This is a genomic window from Microbacterium sp., assembly GCF_036566905.1.
Taxonomy (GTDB): domain Bacteria; phylum Actinomycetota; class Actinomycetes; order Actinomycetales; family Microbacteriaceae; genus Microbacterium.
Genome location: NZ_DATCVK010000005.1, coordinates 16,339 through 31,771 on the forward strand (window position 1 = coordinate 16,339; position 15,433 = coordinate 31,771).

14 protein-coding genes, 1 other RNA gene and 1 pseudogene are annotated in these 15,433 nt (G+C 68.4%); 7 read left to right on the plus strand and 9 right to left on the minus strand.

Translation table 11 applies throughout. From position 1 onward, the window contains the following. Window positions 1-76: 76 nt before the first annotated feature. Entirely contained in the window at window positions 77-1,363 is a 1,287-nt protein-coding gene (locus VIP82_RS00275) for a M20/M25/M40 family metallo-hydrolase (RefSeq protein WP_331905309.1), read from the minus strand. A gap of 71 nt (window positions 1,364-1,434) precedes the next feature. Further along, window positions 1,435-2,112 (minus strand): SIMPL domain-containing protein, encoded by a 678-nt coding sequence (locus VIP82_RS00280; protein ID WP_331905310.1) that lies wholly within the window; start codon window positions 2,110-2,112, stop codon window positions 1,435-1,437. Between the two features lie 174 nt (window positions 2,113-2,286). Here VIP82_RS00280 and VIP82_RS00285 point away from each other — a divergent pair. Next, window positions 2,287-2,775: pseudogene (locus VIP82_RS00285) on the plus strand (SRPBCC family protein); the annotation flags it as partial. A 557-nt stretch (window positions 2,776-3,332) separates the two neighbouring features. Continuing rightward, entirely contained in the window at window positions 3,333-4,811 is a 1,479-nt protein-coding gene (locus VIP82_RS00290; RefSeq protein ID WP_331905311.1) for a phytoene desaturase family protein, read from the plus strand. A gap of 91 nt (window positions 4,812-4,902) precedes the next feature. Here the strand turns inward: VIP82_RS00290 and VIP82_RS00295 are convergent, their stop codons facing one another. Then, window positions 4,903-5,412 (minus strand): DUF2231 domain-containing protein, encoded by a 510-nt coding sequence (locus VIP82_RS00295; protein ID WP_331905312.1) that lies wholly within the window; start codon window positions 5,410-5,412, stop codon window positions 4,903-4,905. 295 nt (window positions 5,413-5,707) lie between these two features. Between VIP82_RS00295 and ssrA the strand changes: the two genes are divergently transcribed. The 4 genes from ssrA to VIP82_RS00315 all read left to right on the plus strand — a co-directional run bounded on the left by ssrA (window position 5,708) and on the right by VIP82_RS00315 (window position 8,449). Continuing rightward, window positions 5,708-6,078: a transfer-messenger RNA gene (gene ssrA, locus VIP82_RS00300) on the plus strand. Between the two features lie 558 nt (window positions 6,079-6,636). Beyond that, window positions 6,637-6,810, plus strand: coding sequence for a hypothetical protein (locus VIP82_RS00305; protein WP_331905313.1), 174 nt, complete (start codon window positions 6,637-6,639; stop codon window positions 6,808-6,810). A gap of 424 nt (window positions 6,811-7,234) precedes the next feature. Further along, entirely contained in the window at window positions 7,235-7,486 is a 252-nt protein-coding gene (locus tag VIP82_RS00310; protein WP_331905314.1) for a hypothetical protein, read from the plus strand. Between the two features lie 108 nt (window positions 7,487-7,594). Beyond that, entirely contained in the window at window positions 7,595-8,449 is an 855-nt protein-coding gene (locus VIP82_RS00315) for a hypothetical protein (RefSeq protein ID WP_331905315.1), read from the plus strand. A gap of 607 nt (window positions 8,450-9,056) precedes the next feature. On the opposite strand, the gene VIP82_RS00320 is transcribed toward VIP82_RS00315, so the two are convergent. Together VIP82_RS00320 and VIP82_RS00325 are read right to left on the minus strand one after the other, a co-directional pair. After that, window positions 9,057-9,359, minus strand: coding sequence for an SDR family oxidoreductase (locus tag VIP82_RS00320; protein ID WP_331905316.1), 303 nt, complete (start codon window positions 9,357-9,359; stop codon window positions 9,057-9,059). Window positions 9,360-9,964: 605 nt separating this feature from the next. Continuing rightward, window positions 9,965-10,345: a RidA family protein gene (locus VIP82_RS00325; RefSeq protein WP_331905317.1), complete on the minus strand. Its 381-nt coding sequence runs from the start codon at window positions 10,343-10,345 to the stop codon at window positions 9,965-9,967. A gap of 288 nt (window positions 10,346-10,633) precedes the next feature. On the opposite strand from VIP82_RS00325, the gene VIP82_RS00330 reads away from it, so the two are divergent. Next, on the plus strand, window positions 10,634-11,119 hold the full coding sequence (locus tag VIP82_RS00330; protein ID WP_331905318.1) for a tetratricopeptide repeat protein: 486 nt from the start codon (window positions 10,634-10,636) through the stop codon (window positions 11,117-11,119). A 91-nt stretch (window positions 11,120-11,210) separates the two neighbouring features. Here the strand turns inward: VIP82_RS00330 and VIP82_RS00335 are convergent, their stop codons facing one another. From VIP82_RS00335 to VIP82_RS00355, 4 genes are all read right to left on the minus strand, one after another. Further along, window positions 11,211-11,891, minus strand: a complete 681-nt coding sequence (locus VIP82_RS00335) for a VOC family protein (protein ID WP_331905319.1) — start codon at window positions 11,889-11,891, stop codon at window positions 11,211-11,213. A gap of 486 nt (window positions 11,892-12,377) precedes the next feature. Continuing rightward, on the minus strand, window positions 12,378-13,256 hold the full coding sequence (locus VIP82_RS00345; protein ID WP_331905320.1) for a PhzF family protein: 879 nt from the start codon (window positions 13,254-13,256) through the stop codon (window positions 12,378-12,380). A gap of 194 nt (window positions 13,257-13,450) precedes the next feature. Further along, on the minus strand, window positions 13,451-13,819 hold the full coding sequence (locus VIP82_RS00350) for a VOC family protein (RefSeq protein WP_331905321.1): 369 nt from the start codon (window positions 13,817-13,819) through the stop codon (window positions 13,451-13,453). Window positions 13,820-14,105: 286 nt separating this feature from the next. Further along, window positions 14,106-15,344 (minus strand): M24 family metallopeptidase, encoded by a 1,239-nt coding sequence (locus VIP82_RS00355; protein WP_331905322.1) that lies wholly within the window; start codon window positions 15,342-15,344, stop codon window positions 14,106-14,108. Window positions 15,345-15,433: the final 89 nt, after the last annotated feature.

The window sequence follows — 15,433 nt, forward strand, 5'->3', positions numbered from 1 at the left end:
GCTCCTTGCCTCTGGGCCCCAGACCCGTTCTGAGCGTGCCGCCCCGGTCCTCGAGCTCGTCGAGAGGCGGCTGCGATCACTCTAGGCGTTGGAGGAGTGTGCGATGGAACAGTTCGCCGCGCTCGAGCGCGGCGATCTCCACGCGCTCGTCGACGCCGTGGATCGACGCACGCTGCGCCTTGCTCATCTCGATCGGCGCGAAGCGGTAGACCGCGGGCGAGAACCGATGGAAGTGCCGCGAATCGGTCGCTGCCATCATCACGTATGGAACCGTCGCGGCATCCGGATGCGACACCTTCACCGCGTCGGCGATCAGCGCGAACTGCGCGTTCTCGGTCGACGACTCCGGCGACGGCTCGTCGCCCTCGAGCACCTCGACCTTTACGCGACGATCGGCGATGCGCCGCCGCACGCGCTTCACGGTGCTCGGCACCGATTCGCCCAGCGCGATGCGCAGGTTGAGAGTCGCCGACGCCTGCGAGGGCAGCACATTCGCCGCGGTCCCACCCGATTGCATGGTCGCCGCGATCGTGGTCCGTACGAGCGCGGCCGGCTCGCCGCCCATCGCGGTGAACACACGCGCGGTGAGCCACGGCGTCGCCGCCAGGAGGCGATAGAGGTGGCGAGGGATGCCGTCGGCGCGCGTCGCGAAGAGCTCGAGCATCCGCGTGACCGCCCTCGGAGTCCGCGCCGGGAACGTGGCGGGAGCGAGGCGCTCGACTGCCCGGGCGATGCGCCGCACCGCGGTGCGGGCCGGGGGAGCGGACGCGTGGCCGCCTTCGCCGCGGGCGGTGAGCCGGAGCGTCAGCACTCCCTTCTCGCCGACGCCGACCATCGCCGCGCGTCCGCGCACGAACGGGAGGGGCGCGTCGACGACCGCACCGCCCTCGTCCAGCACGAGCCAGGGCTCGACACCGCGGTCCCGGAGCGTCTCGGCGATGACGCGCGCAGCGCCGCCGAAGGTCTCCTCGTCGCCCCCGAACGACAGGTACACGTCGCGGGCGGGCGTGAAGCCGGCCGCGAGCAGGTTCTCGACGGCATCCATCACCACGACCAGCGGTCCCTTGTCGTCGAGCGCGCCGCGACCGAACACCCAGCCGCCCTCGATGCGCCCCTCGAACGGCGGGTGCGTCCATGCGTCGCTCTCGTCGACGGGCACCACGTCGAAGTGCGCCATGAGCACGGTCGGCTGCTCGGGCACACGCCCGCGCCAGCGGTACAGGATGCCGAGCTCGCCGATCCGCTCGCGCTCGAGATGCGCGTGGGCCAGCGGGTAGAGCTCGACGAGCAGGTCGGCGAAGGCATCGAACGGCGCCTGTCCGCGATCGGCACGTTCAGCAGACACCGTGGGCAGCTGGATCATCTGGGACAGTCGCTGGGCGATTCCGGTCCGCACCACCTCGGGCCGCGGACCTCCGTTCGCCCCGCCGTCGTTCATCGTGCGGCGAAGCGGGCCTCGACGGCCGCCGAGATCACGATGTCCTCCGGCTGCAGCTGCACCGGGGGCGCGCCGCCGGCGGAGTCGCTCGCGAACGACGCCTTGGCCATCAGCATGCGAGGCCCGGGCGCCACCTCGGGCCGGTCCTGGCGGCTGAGCAGACCGAGGTCGGCGATCTCGAGCGCGGTGACGTCCGACAGGCCCAGCGCTCCGGCGTACGCCGTCGCGCGCACCACGGCGACGCCGACCGCCTCGGTGGCGACATCCCGTTCGGTCTTCGCTTGTGTGTCGGGCGTGAGCTTCCATTCGATCCAGCCGAGCTGCACGCCCTCGCGCTCGGCCACCTCGCCGGCCCACCACGAGAGCACGGCGAAGTCGGTGAAGGTGACGGAGAAGTCGACGGTGGCGTAGTGTACGGGGGCGAGACGCCTGCCCTCGTTGTTCCAGGGGCGTTCGGACCACACCGACACGCGCTGGCTCGTCCACTCCGTGACCGTGCCCGCTGTCTTGCGTGCGGCGAGATCGTCGCGCACCGGCTCGGTCAGCGCCGCCATGCGTTCGACGACGGCGCCGCGCTCGGGGCCTTCGGCGCGGATCGTGAGGTGCGCGATCGCGCGTTCAGGGGCGATGCGGGTCTCGTGCTCTCCGCGGACCGTGATGACGACGTCGCTCATGACGCCGACTCTACGTGACCGGATCGGCCGGGCCGAGGCATCCGTTCTTCCCGTTCAGACGACACGGAGACATGGTCTGCCACAGGCCGGACCGCAGCGCAACCCGCTCCAGCGCGCCGCACGCGCGGTCTAGCGTCGAACGCATCGATAGAGACCGAGATCGAGGGGGAGTCCATGTCTCGCAACGTGAGGGTGCTGCACTGCACACCCGAGGACGTGTTCGAGGTGCTGAGCGACGGGTGGCTGTACCCGTCCTGGGTCGTCGGGGCGTCTCGCATGCGCGAGGTCGACGAGACCTGGCCGATGGCCGGCGCTGAGCTGCACCACTCGTTCGGCGTCTGGCCGGCACTCCTGGACGACAAGACCGTCGTCGAGGAGTTCATACCGTCGCGGATGATGGTGATGCGGGCGCGCGGATGGCCGATCGGCGAGGCGCGCGTGACCATCGACGTCAAGCCGCGCGGACACGAGTGCGTCGTGCGCATCCAGGAAGAGGCGATCGCCGGTCCTGGACGGTTCGTCCCTCAGCAGCTGCTCGATGTCCCGCTGCACTGGCGCAACAACGAGACCCTGCACCGGCTCGCTTACCTCGCAGAAGGCCGAGCCGCCGACCGTCTCGGAGCGACGACGACGGCTGAGAAGGAGATGGCGGGCACCGGCGAGCAGAGCGATGCGGATGCCGAAGTCCGGCGCCGCGGCGCGTCCACGGCGAGCACCGACCCCGCCGATGCTGCCAAACTTCAGGGAGACCAACTGGCCGACGCCGCGACGGGCGGGGACGGAACGGAGGACGCGATGTCGAAGGGCAGCTGGGAGTCCGAGACGGCTCCGGTCACGAGCACGGACGGTGTCGAGCAGGCCGACGCGTCGGGGCAGCCGGTCAGCCTCGAGGATTCGTGGAACCCCCTCGCCGGGGCAGGTGAGTCCGAGCCGGTGACCTCGCCAGCCGACGGCGCAGGGGAGCCCGGCTCCGTGGGCACGCAGGCCGGCGACGCCGACCTCGATGACGCCGTGACCTCGGTCCGCGCGGTCGAGTCCGAGGGCGGCGTCCCGCCGTCGGAGAACGCGGGCGAGAACGAGCAGGCAACGGAAGATGCCGAGGCCTCCGGCCCGGAGACGGCTTCTCCCGAACCCGGCAGCGCTCCTGCGGAGGCGGCATCCGCTGCTCCGAAGCCGCCGCGCAATCGCGCCCCGTCCACCGGCACCGGGGCGCCCTCAACGTGAACACTCGCCGCAGGCGCGGCAGCAGCGACCTCGACGCCGTCGTCGTCGGGTCGGGCCCCAACGGTCTCGCCGCCGCCGTCACGCTCGCCCGCGCCGGGCTTCGGGTGCGGGTGTACGAGCGCGCCGACCGGCCCGGCGGTGGCGCCGCCACGCGCGAGCTGACGCTGCCCGGCTTCCATCATGACGTCTGCTCGGCCGTGCACCCCATGGCGTTCGAGTCGCGGTTCTTCCGCGAGTTCGGTCTGCGTGAGCGGGTGGAGTTCGTCACGCCGGACGTCTCGTTCGCGCATCCGCTCGACGAACGTCATGCCGGTGTCGCCTACCTCGACCTCGGTCGAACGGCCGAGGCGCTCGGCCCCGACGCTCTGGCGTATGCGCAGCTGCTGCGCCCGCTGGTGGAGCGGTCGACGAGGGTCGCCGAGTTCACGGGATCGCCGCTCGTGCGGGTGCCCACCGACATCCCGACGGCGCTCTCCTTCGGCCTGCGTGCGCTCGAGCAGGGGAGCCCTGCGTGGAACCTGCGCTTTCGCGGAGACGTCGCCCCCGCGATGCTCACCGGTGTCGCCGCGCACACGATCCTGTCCCAGCCGAGCGTGGCCGCCGCGGGCGCGGGGCTGGCGCTCACCGCCTACGCGCACGCGCGCGGCTGGCCGATCCCGATCGGCGGCAGCCAGGCCATCATCGACGCGATGGTCGACGACCTGCGGGCTCACGGAGGCGAGCTGATCGTCGACCACGAGGTCACCGCCCTCGAGGCGCTGCCCGACGCCACGGTCACTCTCCTCGATGTGACCCCCAAGGCACTCATCCGTCTGGCCGGCGACGCGATGCCCGCGGGCTACCGCCGCACGCTCCAGCGCTTCCGGTACGGCGATGGGGTCGCGAAGGTGGACTTCGCGCTCAGCGAGCCCGTGCCGTGGACGCATCCCGAGCTGCGCCGCGCCGGCACGGTGCACGTCGGCGGCACGCGGGCGGAGGTGGCGGATGCCGAGAACCAGGTCAACCGCGGCCGCCTGCCCGAACGTCCCTATGTGCTGGTGTCGCAGCCATCGCTGTTCGACCCCACCCGCGCGCCGGCCGGCAAGCACACGCTGTGGACGTACACCCACGTGCCCGCCGGTAGCGCGGTCGACCGCCGGGAAGCGGTCACCGCGCAGATCGAGCGGTTCGCGCCCGGCTTCCGCGACACGATCCTCGGGACCAGCTCGCGCTCGGCGCGTGAGGTCGAGCGGCACAACCCGAACTACCCGGGCGGCGACATCGCCGCCGGAGCGCCGAACTTCTGGCAGCTGGTCGATCGCCCGGTGCTGAGTCCCGACCCGTGGCGCACGCCGATCCCTGGCGTCTACCTGGCGTCGGCGTCGGCGGCACCTGGTCCCGGTGTGACTGGCCTGCCCGGGTGGTTCGCGGCGCTGAGCGCGCTGCGCCACGACTTCGGAACCCGGGCGCTTCCCGACCTCTCGCCACGCGGCTGAACCGCGGGCGGCGTGATCCTGCGGCACCGGGACGATTCCCCGCAGCGCTGCCTCACCCGCCTGCCTCGCCGGCCCGGGGCAGAGCCGCGGATCAGCGGAAGCCCTCCTGCTGCGTGCGCTCGTCGGCGACGCGCACGCCGTAGCGATAGGCGAGCTTGCCGCCCAGCCACCCCGACACGCCGAGCGCGGCGAGCCCGACGATGCTGAGGATGAACCCGACGATGCTGACCTCGTCGTGGTCGTCGGCTGACAGCCGGACGAGCAGGTTGATGATGAACAGCACCGTGACGCCGAGGTTCAGCGACATGTGGATCGTCGCCGTCCGTCGTGCGTCGGTGCCCTTGCCGAGCTGCAGGTAGTCGAGGAACCCCCAGATCGCCGCGAGCACCGCGCCGATGAGGCCGATGACGATGAGGATCCATGCGCCGCGCACGTAGGGAGCAGCGTCGTCGGAGGCCAGCCCGATGATGTCGAAGATGAGGCTGGCGACCCAGGTGCCGATGGGGATGGTCACCAGAATGGGGTGGAACGGGTGACCGTACGGTCCGGCGAGAGCCGACCGGGGCTGCTTGGCGCGCTGCTGCGGGGTGTTCTGCGACATGTCGATCTCACTCTCTAGGTAGGTCGCCCCAGCCGACCACCCCCCCCGTGCGGTCTCGCACGGGCCTTGACATCAGAAACCGGATGCCGCAGCTCACGCTTTGCGTCGTCGCGCAGATCCGAGCCGCCGCTGGAGGCCCATCGCCATCGGCTCTCACACTCAGCGGGGCGGGCCGTGGGTGCCGGGAATGGCGGGGGAGCGGCATCCGTTGTATCCTGATGTGCTCGGATGCTTCGGCACCCGAGTATTGGAAACTCAACAGTGTGACAGCGGCCCTTCGCGAGAAGGAACCCACGGGGATGATCGGTTTCGACATCGCCTGTGAATCTGCGAGAAGCGGGCCGAGGATGCAGGGTTATCTCGTGAACGCTCCCTGCAAACCAATAACTGCCGAAAAGAAGCAGTCCGCGTTCGCCCTCGCTGCCTGAGCAGCGAGCCCGACGCCGTCAATCCGTGACTGATCCCGTCACGGGTATTGGCGTCATCTAGGGATCTTGCTGCGTGACGTCGCCTGAGCGTCACGCGGGACTCTTTTCAGGATGGGCTTGTCGACTTAGGTGTCTGTGACAAAGGTCGGAGCCGAGTAGAACGCTCGCACAGACTGCGCCCGGAGAATCCGCAGTTACTCAGCGATGGACGGGGGTTCGATTCCCCCCATCTCCACAATCCGCTGTCACGGAACAAGGCCCCGAGAACCGCGTAATTACGCGGGTTTCGGGGCCTTCGTTCGTCGCGGGCGAGGTGCTCGGAAACCGGGCCGCTTATCGCGCCGCCCGCACCGCTGACGTGTAGTACGCCAGTTCCAGATCCCCGCCCGGACACGACTAGTTCTTGCGCGATCGGCGGGCGTTCACGCCTCGAGAATTGCTCGGACTCGACTCGCCACCATGCCCGAGCCGCGAGTAACGGACCGTCGGGACCCGGGGCTGACGGCTCAACCACTGACCGTCGAGGAGTGCCGAAATAGCCTCGACGCTGGCGGCGCTTCCACCTTTAATTGACTCACGGGATCCCGTAGCGCGCTGCGAACCCATGCCGAACCGTCAACGTGCATCGGCAGGATTGTGGACTGCAGCCGGCCAACCTTTCGTACCTGGAACCAAAGCTCGCTGCCCGAATCTCGACCACGCGTCGCCCGAATATGGAACCGTGCCGCGCTTCGCGACGCTCTCGTTCGTCGATCTCCGCCGCTCACTGACATCCTCCGAACGCAATACTTAGCGAGTGACTCTGCGCCGCGACGACCCCGAGCGGCGGACGCGCCCGAACTACACGTTTCGCCGTGTCGTGGCAGCACTCGTCCCACGCTCTTGGGAGGGCGCCCGCGCGGCGATCGCATTCGTCGGTGCGATCGTGATCGTCATCATGCTGATCGTGAAGAACCTCATGATGCACTGACGACACCCAGTAGCCCCGAAGCGACGCTGGACGCTCCGGCGTCACCATCGTTGCTGACGGGGATCTTCCCCCCCAGCCACGATCCCTCGAGCGGGCGGGGCACGAAGGCGGAACGCCCACCGCGCATCTGGGTGCATCGTCCGCTGAGGGAGTTGAAGCAGTACTCGGCGCTCGGTTTGATCTGCGTTCGTAGATGGCAGGGACGGGGACGTCGTGTGGCGATCCGACGGACGGGCGTTTTCAAGCCGGCTGGCGACGGACTGTCGCGCGGTCGGTTCTAGTCGCGGCGTGAGCACATTGGAACCCGTTCTTCCCGCACGCGATCCAACAGCGGCTCGGATTCTGGCCGCCGTATCAGTGGCCGGAGAGCGCCCTCTTCCAGTGAGGCAGGCGACTGCTAACCCACACAAGAAGGGGAACTGTCATGGACGAGTTGGGACACGACATCGATGCTCTCGCAGAGCGGATCAAGGTGGCCATCGACGAACTGAAGAGCGTGGACTCCGGTGGCCTGCTCGAGGCCGTGCTCGAGGACATCCGCCGTCCGGGATGGACGACGTCCGCAGAGTACGTGTTCGCCTTCGGCATCACCGACACGCTGATCGATCAGCTGGCCGTCGTCCGGAGGCTGCAGGGCACGCTGATCGCCGGAGCGCGTCGCGTCTCGACTCCGTAACGCCGGCATCGCGCACCGTCTCGCGGCCATTCGGGAGGAACGATGGATCGCTCGCCACTGAACCTGGTGCCCGGTGTCCGGGCGACGATCACGGTTGTCGTCGCCGGAGTGATCTTCTTCGGGATGCTGCAACTGGAAGCGATCCTCCGTGATCCTGAGTCGACCAGTCGCTCGTTCGCGGTCTGGGCCACATCGGCGACGGTGGGCCTCGTCGCGTGGGTATTCGTGTTGATCGGCGGAATCGGGCAATTGCGTGGGCTTGAGGCGCCCTGGAAGCCTGGGGTGCGCTGGCTCCTATTCGCGATCGCCCTCCTCGTGGTGCTCGGCCTGGCCGCGACCGTCTTCCTCACTCTCCTCACCTCCGCCCTGGGCGGAAGATCGTTCAACGCGGGCGTGACTCTGATCGTGCGTATCCTCATGGTCTGCGGTTGGCTGTCGGCGGCTCCGTGGCTGCTCCTCCTCTGGATCACGGATGAACGAGTGCAATCACTGCGGATCGGAATGAAGGAGAACGGCACAGGCAGCTTCCAGCCCGCGATCCGGGAACTCGACGCCGTCTGGCAGGCGATCGAACGATCCAGTCTCGCGCTTGGGCTGCTGCTGTCGACGTTGGTCATCAACACCGCCTTCATGCGGAATGTCGCGATCGAAGCCGGCGTATCGCCGAAGTCTTTCTCACAGTGGGAAGTGATCGGCTACGGCGTCTTCTTCATGGTGATCCTCGCTGCCATCCTCATCCCGGTGCTGGTCGCGTGGCGTGAGGCCGGCTTCGAACTCGTCAGCCTAGCGACCCCGGACACCGCCTCGGGCGTTCCAGATGAAGCAAGCGCTGCCGCGCGGGAGCGTCTGGTAGTTCGCCTCGGGATCGATCGATCGTACGTGCGACGACCCATCGCCATACTCGGAGTGCTGTCTCCGTTCCTGACAGCCTTCGCCACAGCGCTGATTCCAACGGGATCGTAGACACCCTCCCGCTTGCAGCGATGCGACTTGAACGGGGCGCTCAGCGAGGATCCCCAAGTGGGCGCTGCACGATAGCCGCAGGGTGGGGGTGCACCCTCGCCGACGTCGGATCGTGGCCAGGGCGGCGATGCGCTTCGCCGCGAGATTTCAGCCGGGATGCCCCGCCGCCTCGGCTCACGACAATCTGCATCCTCGATGGGCTGAGCGCGCCCACGTCTGCACACCTGCGAGCCACCGCTCGAGAAGCTGAGCTGGTCAGGGCCGGGGACGCCGCCGCTGTCCGGCAGGATCCGTCGTCCGGCCTCTCCTCGAAACAGGCGAGTGCTGGGCCACGGGCGCCAACCCTGAGGAGCACGATTCCCGCCGGAGCAGCCAGCCCCCGCTGCCGGCACCCGGATGCCGGCGATGTGGCCGGGGACGGCGAGAATCTCCAGGACGCCGATCGTTCTCCATGTCGGGTTGCTGAGATTCAGGCTGGCGCGCGGATGGCGAGAGAGGACTTCGCCTGTGCAAGCTTGCCGCCGCCGGTGCCCAGCAGCGGCAGCACCAGAAGTGCATCGATGATCAGGCGCGCGATGAACACGGTGAGTGCTCTCTCGCCCGGCGGTTACTTGCCTTCGGCTTCACGGGAGACGGGGGCCCATTCGGCCCACTCGGCGAGGCGCTGTTGGTAGATGTGAGAGGCGATCTGCACGGGCTGCTCACCAAAGAACACTCGCAGGGGCGGCTTCTCGGCGTCCACGATCTTGAGGATCGCGGCGCCGAAACCGACCGGCTTGGGGCTTGCGTAGTTGGTTCGCTGGGCGGCCATGCCCTCGTGGAGTGCGGCGTACTGAGGTTGCGCCTCAGCGACCGTGGCGGATGCGCCGCCCCAGTCGGTGTCGAAGCCCCCGGGCTCGACCAGGGTCACATTGATGCAGTTCTGTAGACGCGGCGCGCTACCCAGGTCACCTGCGAAGACTGTTCCGCTCGCATACCAGTCCTTCGGCGGGCGCTGAAAGGCAACTACCGCATGCGAGCTGACCCAGCGCCCGCGATCCCGGGGAAAGCACGAAGTTTGGGCCACGTGATGCGCGTCCCCGACCTCGCAACGGATCAGCCGTCTCGGTTTGCCGACTCGCGATCTGATCGCGCCCGCTCCTGTGCGCTTCGGCGCACCAACGACGCCAGATGGCGGACCGCAAGGACCTCCGCGACAAGAATGATTGGCATCAAGAGAACCAGCGCTGATAAGACATCGGCGAGGGATTGCCATCCCCACTTTGACCCGTACCAGACCCGCGCAGACAAGTCGCCACCGGCTTGGATGAGGTTCCACACGAAAATGCTCGGAGCCGCGGCAAGGCCAATTCCGAGGAACAGCACGAGATAGACAGCGCCCCAGGGCACCTGCACCCGACCCTGCATTCGGCTCCACCTCGTTCCCGACCAAACGCTAACACCGCGCCAGTGCTCGGCGAGAAGCTCGCCGCGCGGTTGCCGGTCGTTGTGCGGACGTCCCGCCGGGGCCGCGAACTAGGCGGTGACAGCGGTTGCGCGGATGGACACGAGGATGCCGGGCAGTTCGACGCCTAGCTTTGCGACGTATCGTGCGGGTGAGGCTGACGGAAACCAGCGTGCATACTCCTCGTTGAGCCCTGCGAAGTCCTCGGGCCGGGTGAGCAGGATGCCGATCTCGACGACGTCCTCCATTCCCGCCCCGGCCGCGTTCAGGATCGCCTCGCAGTTCGCAAGCGCCTGCCGCGTCTGCTCCTGGATGGTGTCGCCGGCAAGGGCACCCGTGCCCACATCTACGCCCACCGTGCCGGAGACATAGACGTGCGTCCCCGCCCGGACGGCCTGACTGTAGAGCGGTGAGCTCGGAGCGTCCGGCGTGGTGATGATCTCCCTAGGCATCGCGAGCCTCTCCGTTGCGTGTGTACCGCTGATGCCGTGCATGCTGACAGAAGATCCCGGCCCACGCCAGGGGCCAGGTGGGCAGATAACGACGCAAACGGAGCGCAGGAGCCCCGAGCTTCTGCACTGGGAAGCCCTCGAGCCGGTCCGCGATCGAGTACTCCTAGGACGGAACTGGTCGACCGCCGCCGTGGCCCGATCGCGGGTCCATCAACGTGCGCGAGTGTGATCGGCTGTTCACGTCTCACGGCAGCGGGCACTACGACCCCGGCGCAATAGCCTGGACGGATGAGTACCGGGAATTGGGAACGCCGTGTCGCCGCACTCTGGGCTGACGAGACCATTGACGACCAGCGGCGAATCGAGCTCATGCGCGGCCTTGCCGGTGCCGCACCGCACCCGGCACTCGGTTGGTTCGAGCTCGGCGGCGCCTTCGACTCCGCCGGCTACGAGGCCGAGGCCGACGTGCACTACGCAGCCGCCACTGCCGCCGGCCTAGACACCGTAGACGCCGGCCGGGCGGCGCAGATGGTGGTTCAGCACGCCTCGACGCTGCGGAACCTCGGTCGGGTGGACGAGGCAATCGCGATGCTCCAAGACGCGCCTGAGCACCCGGCCACCGGTGCCGCACCAAGAGTCTTCCTTGCACTAGCCCTTCACAGCGCCGGCCGACAGGATGAGGCACTCCGCGTCGCAATAGAGGCCGTCGAACCGACCCTGCCCCGTTACCACCGCTCGGTGAGGGCCTATGCCAAGGCTCTCACCGAGCGCTAAGCGGTCAGCCACCCATGTCCCGCAAGTCGGTCGCCACGCGTGCGCTCCCTCGATGGGGTGGGGAGCGACGCGGGCGAGCGCGTCAAGTGGACTACAGGTCCGTTTCCTCGGCCGCCGGCGGGTTCGTCGGCTGGGCGCCGTCGGGCCAGGCGGCGATGCACACCTTGTTGCCGGAGCGGTCCGCGAGGATCCAGGCGCTCGGTGCTTCGGCGTCGTCGACGATCCGGCCTCCGGCGTCCACTGCGGCTCGAAGGCGTCTTTCCGCTTCGGTGTGACTGACGGAGACGTCGACGTGCATGGCATGGCGGAGCGGCTTGCTGGGGTCGAGCTCTTGCATCCAAACCGTGGACCCCTGTCCGAGCGGGTCGATGCAGTTGTCTTCGTGCAGGGGCTGATAGCCGAGGACCGCGCGCCAGAAGCCGAGATCGATCGCGTCGGGAGTCGCGGCGATCGCCAGTTGGACCTCTTGCACGGCACCCGGGTCGGCGACTGCGCCCAGCTTCCGGGCCAGGGCCGAGATCGCGCGCGCGGTACCGATGTGTCGTTCCTCCGTGCCCCACATCTCCCGGGTGAGCTTCACGGTGAGACGGTTCACGGCGACGGTCAGCAGAGTGCGTGGCTCGAGGCCGGGCAGTTCGGCGACGGCAAGCGCGAGCTGCGCAGCCGCGTGAAGGGATCCGACTTTGAACACGGCCGTGGGCCCGCCATGAAGGATCACCCAATCGTCCAGACCATCGGCAAGAAGAAACGCCCGCCATCCCTGCTCAGTCATGCCGCCGAGAATAGGCGCGTCACCTCAGCGATGCCAGAACAGAGGCCACCTAACCGAGGCAGTCACACGAGGGTCGACCATCGTGCTTCCTTAGGAAGCAACTGGTCCGGTGGGTCGCGCTCGATATCGGTCGGCGGGCGGGCTCATCGGTGTGGTCGGAACCAGGCAGGTCACACCGAATCATGGGGACCCACGTGTGGACGCCTTACCCAGAACCGAGATGCTCGTTTAGCCTGCCCGCGATCACGCCCGGAGGGGATGGGGCGGATTCTCATGGTCGACGCAACATGTCGTGGTCGGCGCAGGTTATCGCGGCGATCGGGCGGGGTGTTCGTGCGGCGTTGAAGCGTGCTGCGGGGGTGTCGCAGTTCAGCAGCTTTCGAGGGCGGGTGTTGAGTTCGTTCATGACGGCGGCGACGCGCTTCGGGGTGTGGTGGGAGAGGTCGGTTCCCTGGCAATCACCCAGACGGAGCGGTGCCGTGCGGCTCACAGCCGCAGTGAGCCCTCGCCGATGACGAGTCCGCTTCCCGAGAGGTCCACGTGTTCACTGTCGACGTTGACCGTCAGGAGACTCGGCCTTCCCATGGCTTGTCCCTGGAGGATCAAGACAGTTCTGTTCGTGGCATGACTGTCGCGGAGGAGGAGGGCCGCAAGGGGCCCGGCCGCTGTACCCGTCGCCGGATCCTCGACGATCCCCACCGTCGGATTGAAGAATCGCGCGTACGCGTCGGCACGGTCGTCGCCGCCGTCCGTGGTGAAGAGGTAGCACCCCTCGGCACCGACGTCTGCGAGCAGCGCCCTGAGGTGGGCGGCATCCGGAGCTGCACGATCGACGTCTTGCCGACTCTTGACCGCGAGGAGAAGATGTTCCGCTCCGGTCGAGACGACTTCGCCCGGCTGGCCCGTCAGTGAGACGACAGGCAGTGCGAGTGCGGCCGCGAACTCGGCAGTGCGATCGCTCCTATGAAGGAAGCGCGGTGCGGCCTGCCGCATCGTTACCCGGGGCCGGCCTGTACCGGGCCGTTCGATCCAGACCGGCAGCACGTCCTCGCCGATCTGCTGGGCGAACTGCTGCCGCCCAGCGTCGAGAGCTCCGGAGTCCGCGAGCCATATCCAGGCGCCCATCGCGTTGTGCCCGGCGCCGAGCACTTCGACGCCGGCCGCGGTGAACGAGCGCAGGCGGTAGTCGGCGCCCGGCGCGGACGGCGCCACCAGGAACGTCGTCTCGGACTGGTTGAACTCCTTCGCGATCGACCGCATCTCCTCCTCGGTGAGCGCGTCAGCGTCGACGACCAGCGATAGCGGGTTCCCCGTCAGCGGCACGTCGGCGAAGACATCCACCCAGTAGAAGCGCACGGCAGGCACGGATCGCAGCCTACTTCCGGGAACGCGCAGAACGCTCGCACTCCACTCGGCGAAGGGTCATCGGATGTCACAACTCGTGACCGCCGGTGGTCGACTGCTGCACCGCGTCGTCGATCAGCGGTCACGGCGTCGTCGGGACCGACGAAACCCTCAGGGTCTTCGACGACCGCGGCCCGCTTCTCATCGAGTACGCCTCAGTTGTCGTGGTGCACGATGTTGAAGACGTTGCCATCGGGAGCACGGACGAAGAATCGATGCACGCCCCAGGGTTCGTGAGTCAGCGGGTAGACGACCTCGTATCCGCGCTGCATGACCTCCTCGTAGGCCGCGGTGACGTCCGGCGTCAAGATCGACGCGACGGGATCCAGCGGAGCGGACGCGTCCCGTGTGACGAGCTGGATACGTACGGTCTGGTCGAAAGTGCTCGGCTGGGGGGCGGAGAATCGGGCGACCCAGCCCAGGTTGAAGTCCTCTTCGCTGAGCCCGAGAAAATCCGTATAGAAGGCCCGTGCGGCGGGGATGTCAGCGACATGCAGATCGGCGAGAACGCGAATGACTTCCATGCGGCCATGCTCGTCTCAGGTGGGATTCCTGTCGAGTCCGCGAGCCGGTCGCCCACCGCACGAAGCCGCAGGCTTCCTGTCCGTCTGAGCGCCTGCGACACTGACCGCATGAGCTCGAGGGGAGCCCGCGTATGGGCCGCCGCGCGATACCTGGTCGGCTTCGCGTTGATCGCGGGCGGCGTGCTCGTCACCGCCGGGACTGTCACGGGCTCCGCGGTTGCCACAGCGACGCACGAAAGCCGCACCGTCGGCGGGCATTCGACGAGTCGACGGGTGGCGTGGTCGACTACCGCCCGACGAGATGCGGGCGGGTAGCGAGGTCGTTGAGCTCCTCGCATCCGTCATCGACGACGAGGACGGCGCCCCCGATGCAGACCTGGCGAACGCCGAGGAGCGCAGCTGGCTGCAGGGCGAACGTCATGCCGGACCGGAGTTCAAAGTCGCCGTCCGCGGGAACGACGTCCGGGATCGGATAGCCTTCGAGGTCCGGCCGCCCTTGCGCGTTGACCCACATGGGGCTGTTGTGCAGGCCGGGCGACACGGTCTGGATGACGGGCGGACGGATCCACAGGTCGGCCGCGATGATCTCGGCGTGCATGGCCGCGTAGACCTCCGAGAACATCACTCCGGGTCGGATGGCGGCGATGCCGGCTTCGTACGCCGCTCTGGCGGCGTCCGCGAGGCGCCGATGCCCGGGGTCGGCGCCGAACTGGACATGCATCTGCTGCTGGGTCTCGAGCCCTGCGTAGCAGGCGAAGATCTCGGCTCCGATCGAGTCACCCGGGCGCAGAACCGGCGGCTCTCCGCCGGCCCATCCCCACTCGATCGGACCGCCGAAAGCGGGGTTTCCGCTGCGCAGGATCATCCCCGGTCCAGCGCTGTGCCCACCGAGGCGCGTGATCTCCGCCTCCACCGCCGCATACACGTCGCTCTCGCGGGCGCCGAGATGCGCCGCCTCCAGGAAGACGTGGCTGGCTCGCTCGCCGATCCGTGCCGCGTGGCGGAAGAGGCTCTGCTCTTCCGGGCTCTTGACGAGGCGCGCCCGCGCGAAGGGAAGGCCGATGTCGACCCACTCCACATCCGGGGTCGCGGCCTGGATCATCTCCCAGGCGCCATGGGGGATTCCGCCTCCGAACGGCGACGCACCGCCGAGTCCGATCACCCCCACTCGTGCCCCTTGACGGCGGAGCGGCCGCAGTGCGTCGGCGATCAGCAGCGGCGGCGGCCCGGTGCGCAGGTCGGCGATCCACCGCGCACCCGCGAGCCTTTCTCCCTGATCGTCGAATCGCAGCAAGGCCACGGCGCCGACCGCGGTGATCAGCGTCGGCTCTCCTTCCTTGGGGACCACGACGACTCCACCGGGAATCGCCTCGCCCGCGAGGTAGACGTCCGTGCGGTCGAAAGCGCTGCCGAAGGCGACGGTCGCGGCGAGATCCTCCGCCGCCATGATCTCCCGCACGAGCGCCCATCTCCGGTCCCGCTCCTGAACGCTCGGACGGGGGAACTCCTCTTGGGTCGGTGTCATGTCGGGACCCTTCTGTTGGCGGTGGTGGTGGGGGATCCGTTCCCTGATCGGGAGGGAGGCACGCTGTCGTGGCCTCCCTCCCGGCTCAG